Source organism: Turicibacter sp. T129 (genome assembly GCF_025594975.1).
In the GTDB taxonomy this organism is placed as follows: domain Bacteria; phylum Bacillota_I; class Bacilli_A; order MOL361; family Turicibacteraceae; genus Turicibacter; species Turicibacter bilis.
In genome coordinates, this window is sequence record NZ_JAMQUU010000036.1 from 1 (window position 1) to 20638 (window position 20638).

The following is a 20638-nucleotide window of genomic DNA, read 5'->3' on the forward strand; positions in this document are numbered from 1 at the left end:
GCATGATGGTCTATATAGAAACAAAAATATTTTCTACATTTAATGCAGCACCCCAAATATGTGATAGTCCTGCTGTAGGTCACCTGCCATGCGAAGTATGTTTCATCCATTGGTAGGGCTTGGGTCACCTAGCGGATTTCTAAAAGAAATCTATTCCTCCATTATTAAGGCTTAAAATTTTCTCTGAAGAAAATTTATCTGGACTTATATAGATAAAGAGCGAGGGTACCGCTTTGACTCTCCATTGATTCAAATTACGTACCCTCTTTTTTTGCTAGAAATAAAGTGCTAATATTCCATTTAAATCGGCGACTCTTCCTTCACCAATGGCTTTAAATTGCCAATCAGATCCACTACGGAATAATTCAGCAAAAATTATTGCTGTTGCTGTTGATCCATGTTCACGTAAATCAAAGCGACAAATTTCTCTGTTATTTTTTTGTGTATCTAGTAATCGAACATAGGCATTGTTCACCATGCCAAAGGTTTGACGCTTAGTCTGAGCATCAGCAATCGTTACAACGAACACTATTTTATGAATATCTGAATTAACTTTCGTTAAGTCAATTTGAATCGTCTCATCATCACCGTCCCCAAAGCCTGTACGATTATCTCCCATAAGTTGGACTCCTTGAGCCGACTTATTATTAAAGAAGACAACATTCTCAACCGAATTAACTTTATTATTTTGGTCTAATAAAAATGCTGAGATATCTAAGTCAAAATCTTGACCATTATTTGCTACATCCCATCCAGCGCCTAACATGACTTGTTGAAGCCCAGGCTCTTTTTTGGTTAAATCTAAAATATCATTTTTCTTTAAATTTAAAACTGGTATTTGCTGTGTTGAAGTTTGATTATTGAAATTAAAATTTCCACCTAAGTTAATTGCCATCATTGACACCTCATTTTATCGATATTGTGCAGCTAGTGTATTAATATCTGCTTGATAATATTGTCCAACTGCTTTAAATTGCCACTCTCCATTTGTTTTTACTAATTCTGACATGATGATTGCTGTATTTTCTCCACCATCTTCAGTTAAATTAAAGCGACAAATTTCAGCTCCATGTTTATCCTCGTTCATTAAACGAACATAGGCATTTTGAACTTTAGAAAAGCTTTGATTACGTGATTTCGCATTATAAATGACAACACCAGTCACTACTTTATGGCACTGTACAGGTAACTGATTCAGTGTAATAGAAACTTTTTCATCATCACCTTCACCTTCTCCTGTTAGGTTATCACCATGTAGCATAATCCCCTGGCCTTTTTTATGTCCAAAGTAAATCAAGCCTTGATTAATTAATTTTCCATTAGCATCTAGTAAAAAGTTAACTAAATCTAAGTCATAATCGGCTCCCCCACCAAATAATCCAAGGAAACCACCCTTATTTTTAATAACATCCCATCCAGCACCAACTAATAAGCGATTTAATGACGGGTCCTTTTTTGTTAAGTCTAATATATCATTTTTCTTTAAATTTAATAAATTAGCCATCTGTTTATCCCCATTCTTTTAAATATATAGGCGTAATAGCCCATTTAAATCCGCAATCTTTCCTTCTCCAAGTGCTTTGAACTGCCACTCACTTCCTTGTCGATATAGTTCTGCAAAAATCACACTTGTTGCAGTCGAACCGTTCTCTCTTAAATTAAAGCGGCAAATTTCTTTTTCTTGATGCTCTACATCTAATAATCTGATATATGAATTCTCTACCATTCCAAAGGTTTGACGTTTAAGGTGAGCTTCGTGAATCGTTACTATAAAGAGAATCTTTTGAACGTACGATTCAATTTGAGTTAAATCAATTTGAATTCGTTCATCATCTCCTTCACCAAATCCCGTACGATTATCACCTTCTAATAAAATACCTTGTCCAGCCATATTATTAAAGAAAATCACATCTTGAGGAATATTTTCCACTTTATTTTGTGAATTAAGTAAAAACGCTGCAATATCTAAATCAAAATCTTGACCATTAGTCGCTACATCCCATCCAGCGCCCAACACCACTTGTTTTAAACCTGGATTTTTTTTAGTTAAATCTAAAATATCATTCTTATTTAAGTTCAATAAATTAGGTTCATTTTGACTGACTGTTTCATTTCTTCTTCCGATATGTCCTAAATTGATGGCCATTTTTCCTCTACTGTCAAGTCTCCCATCGTTAACAGTAGTACCTCCTTCCAACATTTCATTTTCCACAATACTCCTGCTGTTATTCCTGTTTGTCAACTTTAATTTTATCACTTTTTAACATCATTTTCCATAAGAATAAAGCCACAATAACTCAAATTTCGTAGAGTTATTGTGGCTAATCCGCTAAACATTGGCGCGTGTCATCGTATATTTAATACGTTCTAATCGTTTCGAATTTTCTTGACGCTCTAATTCATTTTGAGCTTGAATGGCTTTCGTCTCCTCAATCCCCTTCATAATCGTTTCATATGATTTTTCTAATGTTTCAATTTGAATTGAACTACCTGATGCCATCTTTGCAATCGCAACCGATTGATTCGCCGTACGGGCCGCGTTTCGCATCAATAATTCATTCGTTTTATCATCTAATTGCTTCATTGATTTGGCTTGAATCTCTTGACGTTTTAAAATAATCGCCTGCGCGAGACACTGCTTAAAGATTGGTAAAGTAATAATGAATGACGAATTAATTTTACGCATTAAATTAAAGTTTGATAGTTGAATCGTTTGAATCATCGGTACTGTTTGAATAGCCACATTTTCTGCAAGTTGTAAGTCATACACACGTTGAGATAGCATCTCTTTACAGACTTCTAATTTTTGAATCATCATTTGTCGCTCTTCCTGTGCCATCGTGACATCATGACTCATCACTGCGAGATAATGATCAACTTCTTCAAGTGCCAACTCTCCAGCTACAATATATTTCTCAAGCAATTGATAATAATGTAAATTCCCATCATATAACTTTTTTAAATGAGCATTGGATTCTTTAATATCTGCTTCATATTTTTTTAGTAAGACATACACCTTTTCCACTTCATAACCCATCGTATCATATTTTTGAAACAACTTGGCAACGGTATTGCCTACATTTTTGAATAGCTTCGAAATCATAGAATCTTCTTTTACATTTTCAAGCTCAGTTACATCAAATTTATCCATAATCTTAGTTAAAGCCACTAACATCTCACTTGCTTCTTCTGATTTGACAGAACGCATCGATGATAAAAGCTCATCTGAAATCTGTGAAATGCACTCACTCGCTTGTTGTCCAAACATAATAATAGAGTTAGGATTTTGAACCTCAATTTCACTCGTTAATGCCTGCACTTCAGGAAGCTCTCTTAAACGTTGCTTATAAGCAGTTAGCGTTTGAACATCCATCTCCTGATTCATCACATCCATTGATTGATCGAAAGGTATCATTCCATCGCCTGTATCAAACATTGAGCTCATCTTATTAGAATTTTGATGATTCATCATCTCTTCCCATGATGGATCACTCATTTCCATTCTTTGATTGAATTCTTGATTACTCTTTTCATTCATCCTTCATTCCCCTTTTCTTTATCGATTCAAAAACCTTGATAAAACACTCTGTTTTAAACTCATTAACGATTGATAAGTAGACGCATAATCCATTGTATCTAAACGTCTGACATTAATCGCTGTTTGCTTAATATATTTATGAATATTAAATAAACCCGATGGATTGAAGATAATAATATCTAATCCGATTTTATGAAGATACCCAAGCAGAAGAACACTTGAATCCGAAAGATTCTCTTCCTCATTTAAATAAATCACAAGTTTTGGAACATCTTGTGTATAATCAAAGTTATCAATTAAACGAATGATTTCTTCATTTAAATTCAGCACAAGGTATAATAGTTTTAAAATCATTTCTTTTTCCAATAGACAAGCAAATAAATTTTCATCTTTTATCGTTTCATTAAACTTTTGTAATAAAAAGTACTGTAATTCATCACTATATTTTTTCCATTGATAAAACGGCAGTTCACTTATCTCCTTGTAATCAAAGCTACCATCACTTAACTCGCAAAACATAAGTTGATACATCGCATCTTTATCAATTGAATCAGAACTAATCTTTTCCTGATTAAAAAATAACGTCTGTTTACTTTGAATACAATATTGAACTAAACGACGATATTCCAATTTATCTTGATAACGGCCATCAATCTTATAAAAGAAACATGGAATCCAAACTTTATTTCCTTCTGTTTTAAACCCTTCGCGTATCCGACTAGGTTCTTTCCAATAAGTATAGATATCCTCTACAATGGTATCCAATAAGACACTTTTGGTAGTCCCACTTCGAAATTGCCAAGGCCTATACATCCCAGTCTGATTGAACAATTGTTCATGAATTTCTCGTTCCCATGTTTTTGTCATCGTTTCCACTCGGTTGATTTCGACACCACGTGAAGCCTTTTGCTCAAACATTTCAAGTGGAGCAATTCCTAATTCTTTTTGGCATTGTGATAACCGATCCTGATCAATCTCATCAAAATATTCTTCTTTTAATGGATTTAAATATAAAACATCAAATCCCATTCGATATAACAATATTAAAAAGTAAATTTCATGACGCTCGATTGTTCCATAATAAAAACATTTTGGATTATATGCTTGATCAAAAGTGAGTCCTCTAATATACGAATAACTCCACACAATAAGTTTAGTAATAAAATTATTTCGAACACTCTCACTAAAGAACTGTTCATTTTTACTTGCGAGCTTCACCGTATAATCTAGCACATTTAAGAAAAGCTGATTCACTTGCTGATCATCAAAAATCGTGATATCTTGCTGAGCTAAATCATCAATATTCATTTGCTGTAATTCTTTATATACATAATCAATCACTTCAAGTTCCGCTTGTACCGGGATTTCCATTTCAAAAAATAAGCAAAGCGATTGATGTTCGTGATATTTCACTTGCAATGTCTTTAAAGCATTGTGATAACTTGTTTCATCATTCATTCCAATGACACGATAGAACAACGGCTTTAATCCATCCTGCGTTTCACGCTCATATCTTTTTCGAAATATTTCAAAGATAAGTCGTGTTAATTCCATCGCCATTCCCCCATTCTAACCTAAGATTACCTCTTTATTGTAACGTATCCCACCAATTTTATGCAATTTTTTTCCTATTCTTACATTAAACTTTCAAGTTCAGATGAAAGATAATCTAAAATTTCCTCAGTTGCAAGAATGCCATTAGCTGTCGTCACTTTAGCGTGGTCATGTTTAAAACAAGCATGGCCAGGTAAAATCGTTCGTCCAATTTTCGTAAATTGTTCATCCACTTCACTATCCCCAGATGTCACGATATGTTGCCAATTAAAACGTTCGATTAAATATGAAAGGGCTCGTTCCTTATTAATTCGTTGATCCATGATGAAGACTTTACGACCGACCAGCATGATTTCATTTGAAGTCTGAAGTTCCTCCTTTAAACGCAGCCATCCGTTTTTCGCTGCTTCATCATCTGAAAACTTCATTGATAAATAAAATCCTTCTGTCAAATCCAATCGCTCATAATCGATTCCAAGTTGTTGGATGACCTCAAATTCACGTTGAATCATGTCTTCATTAATCATTAATCGCATGTGTTTTTCCCACTCCAAATCAAGCTGGCCATTCACATAAATTTGAACACCATTCGTACAAATGAGAAAGGGTAGATGATAATCTCTAAGAAACTGAATACGCAGCGTTTGGGAAAGACTTCGCATCGTACACGGAACAAAAATCAACTGTTGATTTAAGAGCAATTCTTGTAACTTTTCATAACTACTGCTTGTCATATACGTAATTTCTTTCTGACCGATTGATTCGACGCAATAATAATCAGGATGTTTCGAATGAATAATGGTGCGATCCAAGTCTGTCACAAAATAAAGTTTGGGCATCTCTACCGCCTCCTTAGTCAATAATAGCGATAGCTTCATAGTCGCCTGCAACATACGTTTGAATTGGCACTTGTTTTTCTTTAGCTAACTGAATTAAGTGAGCAACATCTTGATTTTGTTGATTCTTGAGTAATAAAACTTTCGCTTGACGCCTTAGTAATACGCGTGTGGCTTCACCAATACTGAGCTTAATTTTATGACGATTTGTAACCTGATAATCTGTTTGAACTTGCGTCACTACTTGTTCTGCGTATTCTAGCTGTACAGGTTCAAAAGATGGAAGACCTGATAATGAACCGATTTCAAACTGGGTACTGATTTCATCAACAAAACATTGAGATACATCCACATCGCTTAATCGATGCAACGTTTTTGCTCCATGAAACTCACCTGGTAAAATAACTTGTTCATTATGAATCGTTCGACTAATTAAGCCACTGACCGTTGCATTTAAACAACAATTAGGAATATTAATATCGCGTCGGGTTCCATAAATTCGACATCGTTTTGCTGGATCAGCTAAAACGGCCAATTCATCATCGAGTGTCGTCCCATACGTTTGATTAAACTTGGCGATGGATAAGCGTAGCTCTTTAATAATCGAACCTTTCCCCGTCCAGCCATCAATAAATTGAATAGTCGCAGTTGGATGATGAGCGATAATATATGAAAGAGCGACCTCATCAATTCCTTTTCCTCGAATGATGGACAGACTATAATGAGGGACCTCAAGATTATATTGGTCTTTTAAATACCGCTTCACCAAGATGCCAAATGGTGTTCCTGCACGAGCAAGCGAAACGACGACCAAGTTATGTCCTCGATAAGCTAACATTTGCTCACTTAACTTAGCGATATAGTTCGCTAACTCAGCTTTTTTCATGTCTAATAAAGTGAGAAAAAGTGATTGAATTGTTGAACTTGGACGCTCTTCTTTTGAAATCATCTCAGAATAATTAACGCCTTGATTAATCAAGGCCTCTTTTTCTTCAACGGTGATTTCTTGAACTAAGTCGGTGACATCCTTCAATAAAAAGATGCATGAATCTTCGTAACTGTGTTGAACTAGTTTCATCCCTTCTCCCCCTACAACTGTACATTCAAACTATGACTCGTTAACTTGACATTCAACGGTCGCTCCGTAATCCAAACGACCTGATCATACTCCGCCTCAATCCCATCTTTATTATAAAAATAATATGGAATCTCGCCATCATAAAAAAGATGTTTTTGCTGGATTGGGCCATCTAGCTCACAATAAATCGGACTACGCGTCGTACTTTTAAAGAAAACATTCCCTTCTAAATAAGCTGCAATCCGAGATGGAATATAAATATCCTCGCCATGACCGAGTACTAGAACCCTCTTCGCTCCACATAACTTCGATTGAATCTGTTTCGCTATCTGTTCGCAGAGTAACTCAAGTTCAAGAATTTCTTCTTGAGCAATGCCAAAACGCCCACTCTGAGCATAATACTGCTTAATCCCCTGACTTGTCTCACACGATAAACGCTTGATCATTTGTAATTGATGAATCTCTTGTTTAGATGCTATAACATCTGGACATTCATCTTCGTACACCGTCTCCTCGTTTAATATCACTTCTCCTTTAACTAACGCACGAATCTCAATTTCAACCTTATTCACCGCACAAAAATCATCAATTATTTGTTGATGCTCATCTGTTCGCCAATCTAAAATAGAAAGCACCGTAAACTTTCGAATCGGAGTCACCCGAATTAATTCTTGAATGATATTTAATAACGATTTCCCTGTCGTTAACTCGTCATCGACTAAAATCAAATGCTTCACTGTTGCTAATATCTCCTGATTTAAAGGATAACAACGATGTGTCGTTGCATGAGAATGCTCCTCTTCAAACTGTAACAAGCTCTCATACTCAGTAATCGGCTCACGTGTCGTATGTAAATAATAACTATCGGTAATGGCTGACGCAACAGCCATCCCTAGCCCTGTTGCCGTTTCAGCAAAACCTAGAACAGCCACACGCTCTATTGGTTGATAACAACGTTCCATCGCCTGACGAACAACAGTTGTCTTCTGCAGCGATTGATTAATATAGTCAATCAAGACTTGTGTTTCTTTCGTTTTTCCATAAATTAAAGAAGCTAATAAATAGCCCATCGCACGACAAATGTCCGGACGAACCTCCACGTGCTTTCCTATCACTTTACTAATAAATAAAAAATTACGTTTAGAATTCCGACTACGTTTTCCGATGACCATCAGTTGATTTAAATCTAAACCATATGAATTCTCATTAATTTTAAATTCCATGCGACTTCCCCCTAATACAAGTCTTTCACGACAACCCCTTCGGCTAATACACCAAATACTGCTGCACGTTTCATGATTTTATGTGCCCAATTTAAGTGAGGACTTACTTCATTCATCTTATTATCGCCTTCTCCTTTAAATACTCCGCCTTCGTCGGCATTTTCAATAATAGACAAAGCATCTTGATAATTTTCATAACTCACCGTATAAGATAAGTTAATATACTTTGTTTGTGTTGGATGAATGGCTGTTTTTCCGTGAAATCCATTTTCTTGGTCTTCATATAATTCACGAAGTAATCCTTGGATCTCATTTGAAGTAGCATCCTTTGAAAAATATTCCCAAACAGGTCCTGAAATGACATAATCAAGCTCCTGACGCCCAAACATATTCACAATATCAATCAATACCTCACTTACGACACGTAATTGATAAATCGAAGAAGTTATCTGACGACGCAATCCATATGCAGAGGAAAAATCCGTTCCCCCCACTCGAACATTTAAAATCAACTCATGATAAGCTTCAAGTAATTCACGAATGGCTATTAATTGTGAAAATCGTGTTTCTTTATAAATTAAATCTGGACTTTCTAAGATAGGCATTGCAAACAATGTCTTTTTTAATCGGTCATTCGCAGCTTTTAATATCTTTAAATAATCCTCTCCATTTTCCATCGTAAATTTAGGAAAGCTAAATCCGGTTAAGTATTTCGCGTGTTGTGGCGTCAATCGATCAACAAAGTGTGAAAATTGTGTAACACTTCGAACTCGCAAAAAGATTAACGGAAGTACTTCCTCTTTCAATGTACCTCTCACTTCAGCTTCACCTAAATCTTGAAGGAATTTTAAAGTATTTTCCTCACATCGAAACAAATCAGCCTCACGAATCCCGTCTTCAAAACAGATAGTGACCGATCCGGTATACGGAATCCCATAGATTAACTTGTTAAATAAATCCATTAATCCATTCATATAAAGATTCGCTCCTACCGCATATTGAAGCATTGATTTATCCTGGCGATCAATCGTTTGTGGCTGTAAATAAAAGAAATTTGAATCGACGCTTGTAAAATATCTCATTTTCCTATCTCCCATCCTCGTTCTTAATCTTTTTCATCATCTTACAATATTTATTACAAATTATAACAATTTAACTTACTCATTTATTGTAATTCATTCTACAAAAATTAGAAAGCAAAAGAAATGAGAGAAAATGTATAAAAACTTAACATTTAAAAGAGGAAGTATCACCTTCTTGACGTATAGCATGTCAGGAGGTGATCATTATGCCAGTCAAAACGAAGCTCGTCTCTATCATCCAACGAGCTGAAACCTTAAAGGCAAGTGATATTCATTTCATCTTAAAAGAGAATAAAATACTCGTTCAATTCCGTGTTGGAGCTTTTATGATTCCTCATGAAGCCATTCCCATTTCTTTATATGAGCAGTTGCTCGCCTATATTAAATTTCAAGCCTCACTCACTCTCACGCATCCTCGTCAACCTCAATCGGGATTATTACAGCTTCAGACTGACTCGACCATCTATTATACACGAGTCTCCATTCTCCCCACCTCACACTATCAAAGTCTTGTCCTACGCCTCATTAATCATCAACAACAAAAAACACTCGATGACATCCCTTACTTTATTCAGAATGTCGATATTTTAAAAGATATGGCGAAGATGCAGGCTGGACTGATTTTAATTAGCGGACCAACGGGAAGCGGGAAAACAACAACAACCTATGCCTTCATTGATTACCTTAAACATCACTTAGGAAAAAGCATCGTCACAATTGAAGATCCGGTTGAATATCAACAACCTGATATCGTCCAAATGCAAGTGAATGAAAGCCTGGGAATGACTTATGACGTTGGGATTAAAGAAATTTTACGCCATGATCCAGATGTTATTATTATCGGTGAAATCCGTGATACTCAAACAGCCCATCAAGCACTACGAGCTGCTTTTACAGGTCATCTAGTCATCTCAACGGTACATGCCAAAAATGTCATGGGAACGATAACTCGCTTACTCGATTTAGGTATTTCTTTGCAAGAACTCGAACAGGCACTTGTAGGCGTTGTTAATCAACGACTGATACAAAAGGAGGATGAACGAAAAGCCATCTTTGAACTTTGCTTCGGTGAGCAACTCGACCACTTATTCTCACAAATCCAACAAGGAAATCTTTGCTCACTCCCGTATAAAACACTAGATGAGGAGTTATTTGAATGTCAACATCACGTCAGCTAAATCACTATTGGACACTCCCTACTCAACAAAAGTTTCTTTCCCGCTTCAGCCAATTACTTGAACAGGGATTTTCTATTGCGCAGGCACTTGATGTCATGACCTCACTCTTTAAAAAAGAAGCCATTGATTTTATGTTAAACTGCTGTGCCAGTGGTCAATCTTTTGCCACTACCTTAGAAGCTTGTCATTTTGAAAAAAGAATCGTCTATATCGTCAGGTGTAGTGAAGAAGCAGGCTCCTTATTACAAGGATTACAAAAATCTGCCCAATATAGTGACTATCATCTTCAAAGCAAAACTGAGCTGAATAAGAAGCTTCGTTATCCTGTCTCTTTATTTGCTTTAATGATTGTGATTTTGGCTAGTGTTTATTTCTTTTTCTTTCCTCAACTTGATAGCTTTTACAATAGTTTTAATATCGAAGGTGATCAAAGCCTATTAAACTCCATTCTTCTCATTTTAGGGATCGTACTCGCTTTCTTTGTCCTCATCGGATGTTTTGCATTCCTTACCTTAAAGTGGCATGGTAAAAGATTTCAAATGAAGATGAAATACTTCTTATTTCACTATCCACTACTGAGACAACTATTTCAAAAAGTATTTTCTTATTATTTTAGCAGTCAATGGCTCGTCTTCTTAAACTGTGGCCTTCCCCTAAAAGAAAGTCTCTTGATGATGAGAAACTTCGAAACCATCCCCATGATTCAACTCATCATTTATGAATTTCAGACTCAGCTAGAAGCAGGTGTTTCACTTGAAGACGTCTTTCATCAAAGTCCTTACTTTACGCCTTACTTCAAACTCATCATGAAACACGCCTTACAAATCGGACAAGTTCATACTGAACTTGGTTACTATACAAAATCCGAGCTCCAAATGCTGACCAACATGCTAAATAACACGTTTAAAATTATTCAATTTACTTTCTTGATGCTTATTGGTTTCATCATCATTCTTATCTATCTGAGCCTGCTACAACCCGTCTTTCAAATGGCTCAACTCATCTAATAAAATCTAGGAGGAATAAATTTATGAAAAAATTAATCAACAAAAATCAAAAAGGATTTACATTAATTGAAATGCTTATTGTCATGATTATCGTTGGAATATTAGTGGTACTAGCATTCCCACAGGCAAGTGCTGCCCTTACAAAAGCTAATGAAACAGGATGCGAAGCTTTCCAATCATCAGTGAGGGCTAAACAAACCTCAAATAAACTTTTAGGACTTAGTACTAATGAGGGGATTAATGAAGCTGATGGAAAAAAAGTCTGTGGTAATGATTATACTATTCCCGATTTTGAATAATGTTTAACAATCAAAAAGCATTTACTCTCATTGAAGCCCTTCTGGCTCTAACTATCACAGGAATAATTTATCTTTTGAGTGCCCCAACTTTCATCAAGCTTTATGATCATATGAAGCTCAATCAAGCCACTTCAGTCCTTCAATCAGATTTGCATTATGTCAGAGAGTATAATATGATGCCCATTCAAGGCAGCACTTTATCCATTCGAATCTTTCATAAACAAAACTATTATGTCATCATTCAAAATAACTCCAAAATAAAAATAAAGCGTCAATTTCCACCAGGCATTAGTATTCCATCTGTGAGTGCTAATACGACGGACCTCACCTTTAATAACCTCGGTCATGTCTCGAATGGGAAGACAATAACCATTCAAAGTGAACATTTCAAAAAAAATATTGTTTTTTCGATTGGAACAGGAGGAATCGATATTCGTGAAGCCAATTAATCAGCAGGGATATATCCTCACAGAATGTCTCGTTGGACTTATTATCTTAACCACAATCGGAATCACGCTAGTCAAAACCCTCCCCACTTTGCTTCAAATCCAACAACAACTTGAAATAGAACAAGCCATCTACTATAAACTTTACGAACTTAAAGATCAATCATTCTTTTATCAAACTGCCTATGACTTTCCTCTAGAGTTTGTTAACCCTATTTCATATACCGTCACCCAAAAAGATGCTAAACTTTGCGCAACGTATAAACGAGGTGATTTTACTGATAAAACGATCTGTTTTTAAACTTTCTAATCACGGCTTTCTACTCGTTGAACATCTAATCGCATTGTCCATCACCGCCTTACTCGTTCTCTTAATAACCCAGCTCCTTCCACTCATTAACTTCTATCAAGTCGATCTAAATCAAGTCACGCAACAAGAAATTAGTGTACTTCGCACTCAACTTCAAAAGGAAGCCAAACGTGCCAATCATTTTTCCAATACGTCCTCTCAATTTCAAATTCACTTAGCCAATGGAACCGTCCCAACCTATTACATCTCCAATCATCGTCTCATGCGTCAAGTGGGCGGAAAAGGAGGCGAAGTCGCTCTCTATCACTGTGACAAACTTACCACTACCCTTCATCATGACCAATCAGTTACCCTCACTTTACACAGCTCAAATGGTAATCAATATACCATTTACCTCTCCTCTTCTTTATTCCCCTTACAATTGACAGAGTCATATGAAACAGCATCTGAGGAGTTAAATAAAGAAAAATTAAATGAAACCATACAGGATAAGTTAGATGAAGCACAATTAATTGAAATTTTCCAGGAGGGATTAGATGAAGAATGAACAAGGGGTGATTCTTCCATTGACATTGGCTATCAGTTTTATTATCGCCCTTCTCCTACTCCATTTCGCTTATCGAATCGAAAATCAGGTTCGGACTTATGAACTCGAGCAACAGCATTTCATACTATCCATCCTTGAAAAAGAATGTCTAGCCACTATCATAGACGAATTATCTGACGCTAATTTTACCCCAAGCAATAACATGCCATCAAAAATAATTAACTTACACAACGGAACCACGGCTACTTTTACGTATTCAAATGGATATGAAAAACTTGAAGTGACCTATAAATTTCTTTATAATGAATATTTAGGACAAGGAACTGTTGAATACAATAAAAAGCAACAAACATATCTTTTAAAATAGAGGTGAGATGCATGAGGCCAATCGTCTTAATTGGGATGATGGGAAGTGGAAAAACAACTATTGGGAAAAAATTAGCAATGGACTTAAATTTATCGTGGGTTGATACCGATTTGTATATTGAAAACACAAAACACCAAAGCATTTCTTCCATTTTCGAAACACAAGGTGAATCTTATTTTCGTGATTGTGAAACAAATGCCCTACAACAACTAATCAATCATCCAGGCGTAATCTCTACCGGAGGTGGTATCATCGTTCGTCAAGAAAATCGCCAACTATTAACTGAACACACACTAGTTATTTTTTTAGAAACTGAGATTACCACACTAATAAAACGACTTGATATTAATAATCGTCCTTTGTTACAAAATGAGATAATCGAAACCAAACTAACTTCTTTATATAAAGCGCGTGAAAACTTTTATCGTGACTGCGCCCATATAACGGTTAAGACGGATCACTTAACTGTAGCAGAGGTGGTTGAACAAATTAAAAATCAAATGAATCAATAAAAGAAGGAGATTAATCCTTCTTTTATTATGTTCTGAGTATAAAAAAAGTCATGTAATCAAACGATTACATGACGTTCTAAGCTAAAAATGGATTATGTTTTGATTCTTCCTCAATTGTTGTACATTCTCCGTGCCCTGGATAAACAAGTGTCTGTCCTGGCAACGTTAATAATTTACGTCTAATCCCTGTCACTAATTGCTCATGATTTCCGTAAATAAAGTCAGTACGTCCGATTGCCTGCTTAAATAATGTATCTCCTGTAAAGACCATCTCATCTTCTTCAAAATAATAGCATAAGCTTCCTGTTGTATGACCTGGAACATGAAAAACTTTTATTTTTGTTTCTAAACACTCAATGCTCTCTTCATCACTTACAAAACGATACTCAAAATCAGGATTTAAAATGAGACGCTCATAAATCATCGGCGATAAATTCACTTCAGATTTCTCAAAATATTCTTTTTCCTTTTTATGCGCGTAAATTGGCACTTGATATTTTTCTACTAACTCATTCACTGCACCAATATGATCAAAATGTCCATGTGTTAAAAAAATCGCCTCTAATTTTAATTTTTTCATTCCTAAATATTGAATAATTTGATTAGCATTAGCCGCTGGATCAACAACAACTGCTCTTTCATGATTTGAAACGATATAACAAGACGTTTGTACAGGTCCTAAAACTAATGGATAGACTTTCACACTCATCACCTCTAATACGACTTAAAGCACCCTCAAAAAGGGTGCTTTTTTATTTCATTAAACTGTTTTTGCTAAATAAGCTGAACCAACGATTCCAGCGTCGTTTCCTAACTCGGCTAAAACGAACTCTGTTTGGCGAACTGCACTAAATGCATAGTTTTGATAATGTTTCACGATTGTATCAATTAAGATATCTCCTGCTTTAGAGACTCCACCACCGATGATAATTTTTTGTGGATCTGTCGTTGCAGCTAAGTTAGCAGCTGCTAAACCGATATAACGCCCTAATTGATCAACCATTTTTAATCCAACTGCATCTCCTGCTTTAGCTGCATCAAAAACATCTTTTGCTTCGATTTTTTCTAAGCTACGTAATGAAGAAGCTTCATCACATGCTGCTAAGTACTTTTCAGTTTCACGAACAATTCCTGTCGCTGATGCTACTGTTTCTAAGCATCCTTTTTTACCACAGTTACATTGATTTCCATCCTCTAATACAACAGCTAAATGTCCGATTTCTCCACCAGCACCATGAACACCGGCAACGACTTTACCATCTACGATAACTCCGCCACCAACACCAGTTCCTAAAGTGAACATAATGGCATCATGTGAACCTGCTGCAGCTCCTAACCATAACTCACCTAATGCCGCAACATTCGCGTCATTTCCGACTGCTACTGGAACTTTAACTAATGATTCTAACTCAGATTTAACATCACGCTCTGACCATCCTAAGTTAACAGCAACTTTAACAACTCCATTGTTATCAACTGGACCTGGAACACCTACTCCAACTCCTTCAACTTCTTCAATTTGAATTCCTTTTTCTTCACATTTTGCTTGGATTGTTTCTGCAATATTAGCAATAATATGATCCCCATTATCCGCTTTATTTGTAACAATTTCCCACGACTCTAGCACTTCACCTTTTGATGAGAATAAACCACATTTAATTGTCGTCCCACCAACATCAATTCCAAATACATACTTGTTCATTTTCAAAATTCCTCCTTATATTTCCTATCTAATCGGTCAAGTGAAATCAAACGCTTTCTTGTACCGTCTTTTTAATCTTATGAAAATCTTTTCTCATACATTTTATCATAATCTCATTATAATAAAAAGCTGTAAACCCTTTAATTTTATAATATTAACCGGTTACATATTAATTAAAATATATGAAAAAGCACTGTGCTTTGCACAGTGCTTACAGAAAAAAGAAATTATTTAACAGTTGCTAAAGTTTCTTTTAATACATTAACTGATTTAGTTAATTTTTCTTTTTCTTCTTCAGTGATGTTTAATTCAAATACTTCACGAACTCCGTTACGGTTGATGATTGCAGGAACTCCTACGAATACATCATTTTGTCCGTATTGTCCGTTTAAGTAAGCTGAAACTGATAAACAGCTATTTTCGTCGCTTAAGATAGCTTTAACGATACGAGTTAATGCCATACCGATTCCGTAATAAGTTGCACGTTTACGTTCAATGATGTGATATGCAGCATCACGTACGTTTACGTAGATTTGCTCTAAATCTTCTTTGTTGAATTTTGGATTTTTCGCAACAACGTCTAAGATTGGTTGAACACCAACTGTTGTATGAGACCATAATGGGAACTCAGTATCTCCGTGCTCACCAACGATGTATCCATGAACGTTACGTGGGTCAACATTTAAGTATTTTCCGATTTCATAACGTAAACGAGCAGTATCTAAAGTTGTTCCTGATCCGATTACACGATGACGTGGTAACCCTGATTCTTGCCATGCAACGTAAGTTAATACGTCTACTGGGTTACTTGCAATAACGAAGATTCCGTTGAATCCTGATTTCATAACTTCGCGAACGATTCCACGCATGATTTTTGCGTTTTTCTCAACTAAGTCTAAACGAGTTTCCCCTGGAGCTTGAGCAGCACCTGCAGTGATAACTACAACATCTGCAGTTTTGCAGTCTTCATATGTTCCAGCCCAGATATCCATTTTATTTGGGGCGAATGCTAAACCATGAGATAAATCCATTGCTTCCCCTTCAGCTTTATCTTTGTTTACGTCGACTAAAACGAATTCTTCTAATCCACCTTGATTTAACATTGAGTAAGCGAAACTCATTCCTACGAATCCAGTTCCAACTAAAACAACACGTCTTACACCTGTTTGCATTACTGTCACCTCTAATATATGTTTTTTTGACACACTAATTTGCATACAACTTCCACTAACTCCAACAGCTTCCATATTTGTGCTAATAACAAATGTGTCCTTAATTCATTTTTATTATATACCATAATACATTTTTTCACAAACAATATTAATCGAAAATTGCAAAAAAAGCGCTTTTTTAATAAAACGAAAACATTATTAACGTTTTCACAAACTTATTTCATCTAAGATTTCAATTACTTCTATACATAAAAAAAATCCTGTTGAATAACAGGATTTATAAAAAGGAAGTATTCCTTATTTTTTCTCGCGATGAGCAGTTGATTTACGGCAACGTGGGCAGTATTTATTCATCTCAAGACGTTCTGGGTTATTACGTTTATTTTTCTTAGAAATGTAGTTTTCTTCACCGCAAACTGTACATTTTAATGTAAGATTTACTCGCACTAAAATCCCTCCAATCTAATAACAACTTCTACATTATAGCATGAGAGACTACAAAAAACAAAGTTTTTTTTATCATTTTTGTACTATAAAGTGATTCTTTGTTGTTTAATATTGTGTGTAAAAATTATAACAAATGCTTGAACATGGCTCAAGTCCTATTTTTAACTAATTTATACCTAATTTAAAAATAGTTGTCATATTAGTATAACTCTTCTATATAATAGGATATTTTTCCCTATCTCATACATACTGAGTGAATATTTTTATTGAATGTTAGTTCGAATCATCAGCAGAAACTTGTTCGTCTGCCGGAACTGTTAACTCGTCCGTTTCTACAGCATTGTTTTGAACATTCGCTCGTTCCTTTTTCAAATCAAAATACGCTTGCATCGCTCGCTCCCCAATTTGTAACGAGATAGGATGTGATTGACTCGCTAATTCACCTTGTGGGACAACAACTGAAATTGCAACCTCTGGATTATCCGCGGGAGCATAAGCGATTAACGTACGGTTATGCACATCAATCAATTCTCCATTTGCATCTTTGATATACTTTCCTTCCTCATCACGTGCGTACTCCTGGGCTGTCCCTGTTTTTCCTGCCGGATTATATGTTGCTTTTGCAAATACTGAATATCCTGTCCCACCTGATTGTTGCAACGCTGCAACAAAACCTTGATGAACACGATTGAAGTATGTTTGATCTAACTCAACGACATTTAATAAGTTAGGCGTAAATCCTTTAACCAGTTGTTTACCACTCACATCATCATTTGAGGGTAAATAGACTTCTTTAACAAGTGTTGGTGCAAATCGTTTCCCACTTGTCGCAATTGTTGACACATATTGCACTAACTGCATTGGCGTATAAAGGTCAGCCTGTCCAATCGCAAAGTCAAGTAACTTCCCTGGTGTACGTTGAGACTCTATCAGGCCAGTTGATTCATTCGGTAAATCAATGCCAGTGCTCACACCTAAACCAAACTCATTAAACGTTGAACGATATTTCTCAAAAGCGTCTAAATCAAGGTTAAGGGTCATATATGGAGAATAAGAAGATCCCCCCATTGAAATTGTTTGCTGGAAGAAATAAACGTTACTTGAAAACTTTAAGGCAGCTACATCATCAACCCCTCCAAGATTTTTCCATGATCCTTTAATTAGACCACCTTTGAAATACATCTTAGTATCAGTGATTGTTTTTCCTGGCCATGAATCGCCATACTTAAATCCTGTTAATAAACTGGCACCTTTAACAACTGATCCCACCGTAAATGAGTTTTGGAAAGTTCCAAGAGAATTGTCGATAATTTTATAATCTTTAGCTTCTTCGTCCCACTCAATAATATTTCCCGTCATAGCTAAAATTTCACCCGTATTTGGATTGGTCATGACAATATAAGCTTCACGTAAATATTGCGTCGTTGACGAATTTTTTTTCGCATTTATTAACTCTTCTTTGACGATTTGATTTACAGCTGCCTGTAACTCGGCATCAATGGTTAATACTAATTCATAGCCACGTTGACCTTCATAAATCGCATCATAGTTTGACGTCTCATTTTCATTCGTTAAGACATACTGCGATTTATAACCTCGAAGAAGGGGCTCATAATAAAGTTCTAATTGTGATAATCCCACACGATCATTTGACTGATAATCATGGGCCTTGTAATAACTAGATAAAGTCGCTGGTAATCCTTGTTCATAGGTTGAAACACGTCCATAAATAGGATGCCACTCTGCTACGCTTGGATAAGTACGATCCCAATCCACCTCTGTATTAACGCCTGGCATTTCTTCTAAGTGCTCACTCACAATCGCAACTTCATCTTCTGTCGCCCCTTTTTTAATAATATTCGACGTTAAATTCGTTCCTTTTTTCATGTTAATATAAATCGCATGCGTCTCTTTATCATGATCGGTTAACTGTTCTAACATCTCATCCGTGATACGACTCAACTGCAATTGATAAAGCTCTTTATCCTCTAAAGTCTTTGCTTCTTCTTTGGTATATAACTCTTTCGCTTCATCCTCAAACTTTTCAAGATATAAGTCTTTCAAATCACGTGATGTTAACTTGGTGAAGTCAACATCAATTAAATCTGCTAATTGACTTGCAATTTCTTTCATTTCACTCTCACTAACGTCTGAATATCGTTGATACGTAATCGTACTCACCGCTTCATTATCAACGAGTACATCCATATTGCGATCATAAATGACCCCACGAGGTACATTTTTTTGTAATTCAATAGTGGATGTTCGATCAATATAGGCTTGATAATCAGCCGAATACGTCACCTGAATGGCATATAAACGAAAAACAACAACTAAAAATAAAATAAGGCAAACACCCTTTAGAACATGTATCCTAAAAACTAATGACTTAATTAGTTTTAAAAACTTATCTATCATGATCCTACACCTTTCCACTCTAACTTCTCACTTATTATATCATAATTGAAAAGAGGCCAATTGAATTTTTTGTGTAAAAACTATTCTTAGTATGATGAATTTTCAATTGATTGTTTCAATGAAAATCACTTTCTTTCTTTACTTTAACTCTCATGATTATCTAATAACTTTTTTAGGATTAAACATCAAAAAAACTGGTCATTTTTCATACCAGTCTTTAGCCATTATTTATTCATTGCCTCTTCGTAACGTCGCTCTACTTCATCCCAATTAATAATCTCAAAAATAGCATCCACATAATCAGCACGACGATTTTGATATTTTAAATAGTAGGCATGTTCCCATACATCTATATTCAATAAAGGAGTATAGCCCGCACTTAATGGTGAATTTTGATTTAATGTTTTAGCAACTTGTAATTTCTTTTGATTATTTAAAACAAGCCACCCATATCCTGAACCAAATTGACTGATTGATGCTTGACTTAGCAGCTGCTTTAATTGATTGAAGCTACCAAAGGTTAGATTAATCTCTTTAGCTAACTTTCCATAAGGTTTTCCTCCCCCATTCGGAGATAAACTATAAAAGTATAAGTTATGGTTAGCATAACCCCCTCCTTGATTAATCACATCTTGTCGAATATCAGCTGGGATTTCTTCTGGTTGACTTAACACCTCTTCAATGCTTTTCCCTTCAAAAAATGAAGGGTAACGTTTAACTAACTCATTTAACTTATCTAAATAGGCTTTATGATGCTTCGTATAATGAATCTCTACTGTTTTTGCATCAATAATGGGTTCTAGTGCATTATAAGCATAGGGTAATGGTGGTAAAGTATAACCTGCCATCCTAATCCCCCTCCTTTAATTTTAAGTATAATAGTTGAAACACTTTAGAATTATTATATAATTAATACAGATAA

At 35.5% G+C, this 20638-nt stretch carries 23 protein-coding genes and 1 pseudogene; 9 read left to right on the forward strand and 15 right to left on the reverse strand.

The genetic code is table 11. The features are described from left to right. Positions 1-274: 274 nt before the first annotated feature. The 9 genes from NEH75_RS07255 to NEH75_RS07295 form a co-directional block, all read right to left on the reverse strand. Positions 275-895, reverse strand: coding sequence for a TerD family protein (locus NEH75_RS07255; protein ID WP_262948701.1), 621 nt, complete (start codon positions 893-895; stop codon positions 275-277). Positions 896-910: 15 nt separating this feature from the next. Next, positions 911-1504 (reverse strand): TerD family protein, encoded by a 594-nt coding sequence (locus tag NEH75_RS07260; RefSeq protein ID WP_262948702.1) that lies wholly within the window; start codon positions 1502-1504, stop codon positions 911-913. A gap of 18 nt (positions 1505-1522) precedes the next feature. Continuing rightward, a complete protein-coding gene (locus tag NEH75_RS07265) occupies positions 1523-2146 on the reverse strand; it encodes a TerD family protein (protein WP_262948704.1) in 624 nt (207 codons plus the stop codon). Positions 2147-2329: 183 nt separating this feature from the next. Then, on the reverse strand, positions 2330-3538 hold the full coding sequence (locus NEH75_RS07270; protein ID WP_262948705.1) for a toxic anion resistance protein: 1209 nt from the start codon (positions 3536-3538) through the stop codon (positions 2330-2332). A gap of 18 nt (positions 3539-3556) precedes the next feature. Beyond that, complete coding sequence (locus NEH75_RS07275; RefSeq protein WP_262948706.1) at positions 3557-5092, reverse strand: YceG family protein; 1536 nt, start codon at positions 5090-5092, stop codon at positions 3557-3559. 80 nt (positions 5093-5172) lie between these two features. After that, on the reverse strand, positions 5173-5931 hold the full coding sequence (locus tag NEH75_RS07280) for an HAD family hydrolase (protein WP_262948708.1): 759 nt from the start codon (positions 5929-5931) through the stop codon (positions 5173-5175). Positions 5932-5944: 13 nt separating this feature from the next. Continuing rightward, positions 5945-7006 carry a cysteine protease StiP family protein gene (locus tag NEH75_RS07285; RefSeq protein WP_262948709.1) on the reverse strand — a complete coding sequence of 354 codons (1062 nt, stop codon included), beginning with the start codon at positions 7004-7006 and terminating at the stop codon, positions 5945-5947. Between the two features lie 11 nt (positions 7007-7017). Continuing rightward, a complete protein-coding gene (locus tag NEH75_RS07290; protein ID WP_262948710.1) occupies positions 7018-8229 on the reverse strand; it encodes a phosphoribosyltransferase domain-containing protein in 1212 nt (403 codons plus the stop codon). An 11-nt stretch (positions 8230-8240) separates the two neighbouring features. Continuing rightward, a complete protein-coding gene (locus NEH75_RS07295) occupies positions 8241-9311 on the reverse strand; it encodes an HpcH/HpaI aldolase/citrate lyase family protein (RefSeq protein WP_262948712.1) in 1071 nt (356 codons plus the stop codon). 206 nt (positions 9312-9517) lie between these two features. On the opposite strand from NEH75_RS07295, the gene comGA reads away from it, so the two are divergent. The 9 genes and pseudogenes from comGA to NEH75_RS07335 all read left to right on the forward strand — a co-directional run bounded on the left by comGA (position 9518) and on the right by NEH75_RS07335 (position 13977). Next, positions 9518-10489: a competence type IV pilus ATPase ComGA gene (gene comGA, locus NEH75_RS07300; RefSeq protein ID WP_055242583.1), complete on the forward strand. Its 972-nt coding sequence runs from the start codon at positions 9518-9520 to the stop codon at positions 10487-10489. Continuing rightward, positions 10468-11496, forward strand: a complete 1029-nt coding sequence (locus NEH75_RS07305) for a type II secretion system F family protein (RefSeq protein ID WP_262948714.1) — start codon at positions 10468-10470, stop codon at positions 11494-11496. Before comGA ends, NEH75_RS07305 begins: the two co-directional genes overlap by 22 nt. Before the next feature lie 23 nt (positions 11497-11519). Beyond that, positions 11520-11795, forward strand: a complete 276-nt coding sequence (locus NEH75_RS07310) for a competence type IV pilus major pilin ComGC (protein ID WP_055276257.1) — start codon at positions 11520-11522, stop codon at positions 11793-11795. Then, positions 11795-11860: pseudogene (locus tag NEH75_RS13610) on the forward strand (prepilin-type N-terminal cleavage/methylation domain-containing protein); the annotation flags it as partial. The gene NEH75_RS07310 and the pseudogene NEH75_RS13610, both read left to right, overlap by 1 nt. A gap of 9 nt (positions 11861-11869) precedes the next feature. Beyond that, the gene (locus NEH75_RS07315; protein WP_055242577.1) at positions 11870-12244 is read left to right on the forward strand and encodes a hypothetical protein; all 375 of its coding nucleotides are present in this window, start codon (positions 11870-11872) and stop codon (positions 12242-12244) included. Further along, complete coding sequence (locus NEH75_RS07320) at positions 12231-12542, forward strand: hypothetical protein (protein WP_055242575.1); 312 nt, start codon at positions 12231-12233, stop codon at positions 12540-12542. The genes NEH75_RS07315 and NEH75_RS07320 overlap by 14 nt, the downstream gene beginning before the upstream one ends. Beyond that, positions 12511-13098 (forward strand): competence type IV pilus minor pilin ComGF, encoded by a 588-nt coding sequence (locus NEH75_RS07325; RefSeq protein WP_055242573.1) that lies wholly within the window; start codon positions 12511-12513, stop codon positions 13096-13098. The genes NEH75_RS07320 and NEH75_RS07325 overlap by 32 nt, the downstream gene beginning before the upstream one ends. Continuing rightward, positions 13088-13465: a hypothetical protein gene (locus NEH75_RS07330; protein WP_055242570.1), complete on the forward strand. Its 378-nt coding sequence runs from the start codon at positions 13088-13090 to the stop codon at positions 13463-13465. The genes NEH75_RS07325 and NEH75_RS07330 overlap by 11 nt, the downstream gene beginning before the upstream one ends. 11 nt (positions 13466-13476) lie before the next feature. Further along, positions 13477-13977 (forward strand): shikimate kinase, encoded by a 501-nt coding sequence (locus NEH75_RS07335; RefSeq protein WP_055242568.1) that lies wholly within the window; start codon positions 13477-13479, stop codon positions 13975-13977. Between the two features lie 76 nt (positions 13978-14053). Here NEH75_RS07335 and NEH75_RS07340 read toward each other — a convergent pair whose 3' ends face one another. From NEH75_RS07340 to NEH75_RS07365, 6 genes are all read right to left on the reverse strand, one after another. Continuing rightward, a complete protein-coding gene (locus tag NEH75_RS07340; protein ID WP_262948719.1) occupies positions 14054-14680 on the reverse strand; it encodes an MBL fold metallo-hydrolase in 627 nt (208 codons plus the stop codon). A gap of 57 nt (positions 14681-14737) precedes the next feature. Next, positions 14738-15679, reverse strand: coding sequence for an ROK family glucokinase (locus NEH75_RS07345; protein WP_055242563.1), 942 nt, complete (start codon positions 15677-15679; stop codon positions 14738-14740). Positions 15680-15906: 227 nt separating this feature from the next. After that, positions 15907-16851, reverse strand: coding sequence for an L-lactate dehydrogenase (locus NEH75_RS07350; RefSeq protein ID WP_055242651.1), 945 nt, complete (start codon positions 16849-16851; stop codon positions 15907-15909). Positions 16852-17148: 297 nt separating this feature from the next. Further along, the gene (gene rpmG, locus NEH75_RS07355) at positions 17149-17298 is read right to left on the reverse strand and encodes a 50S ribosomal protein L33 (protein ID WP_055242559.1); all 150 of its coding nucleotides are present in this window, start codon (positions 17296-17298) and stop codon (positions 17149-17151) included. Between the two features lie 273 nt (positions 17299-17571). After that, positions 17572-19716: a peptidoglycan D,D-transpeptidase FtsI family protein gene (locus NEH75_RS07360; RefSeq protein WP_070099769.1), complete on the reverse strand. Its 2145-nt coding sequence runs from the start codon at positions 19714-19716 to the stop codon at positions 17572-17574. Positions 19717-19940: 224 nt separating this feature from the next. After that, positions 19941-20564, reverse strand: coding sequence for a superoxide dismutase (locus tag NEH75_RS07365; protein WP_055242555.1), 624 nt, complete (start codon positions 20562-20564; stop codon positions 19941-19943). Between the last annotated feature and the right edge of the window lie 74 nt (positions 20565-20638).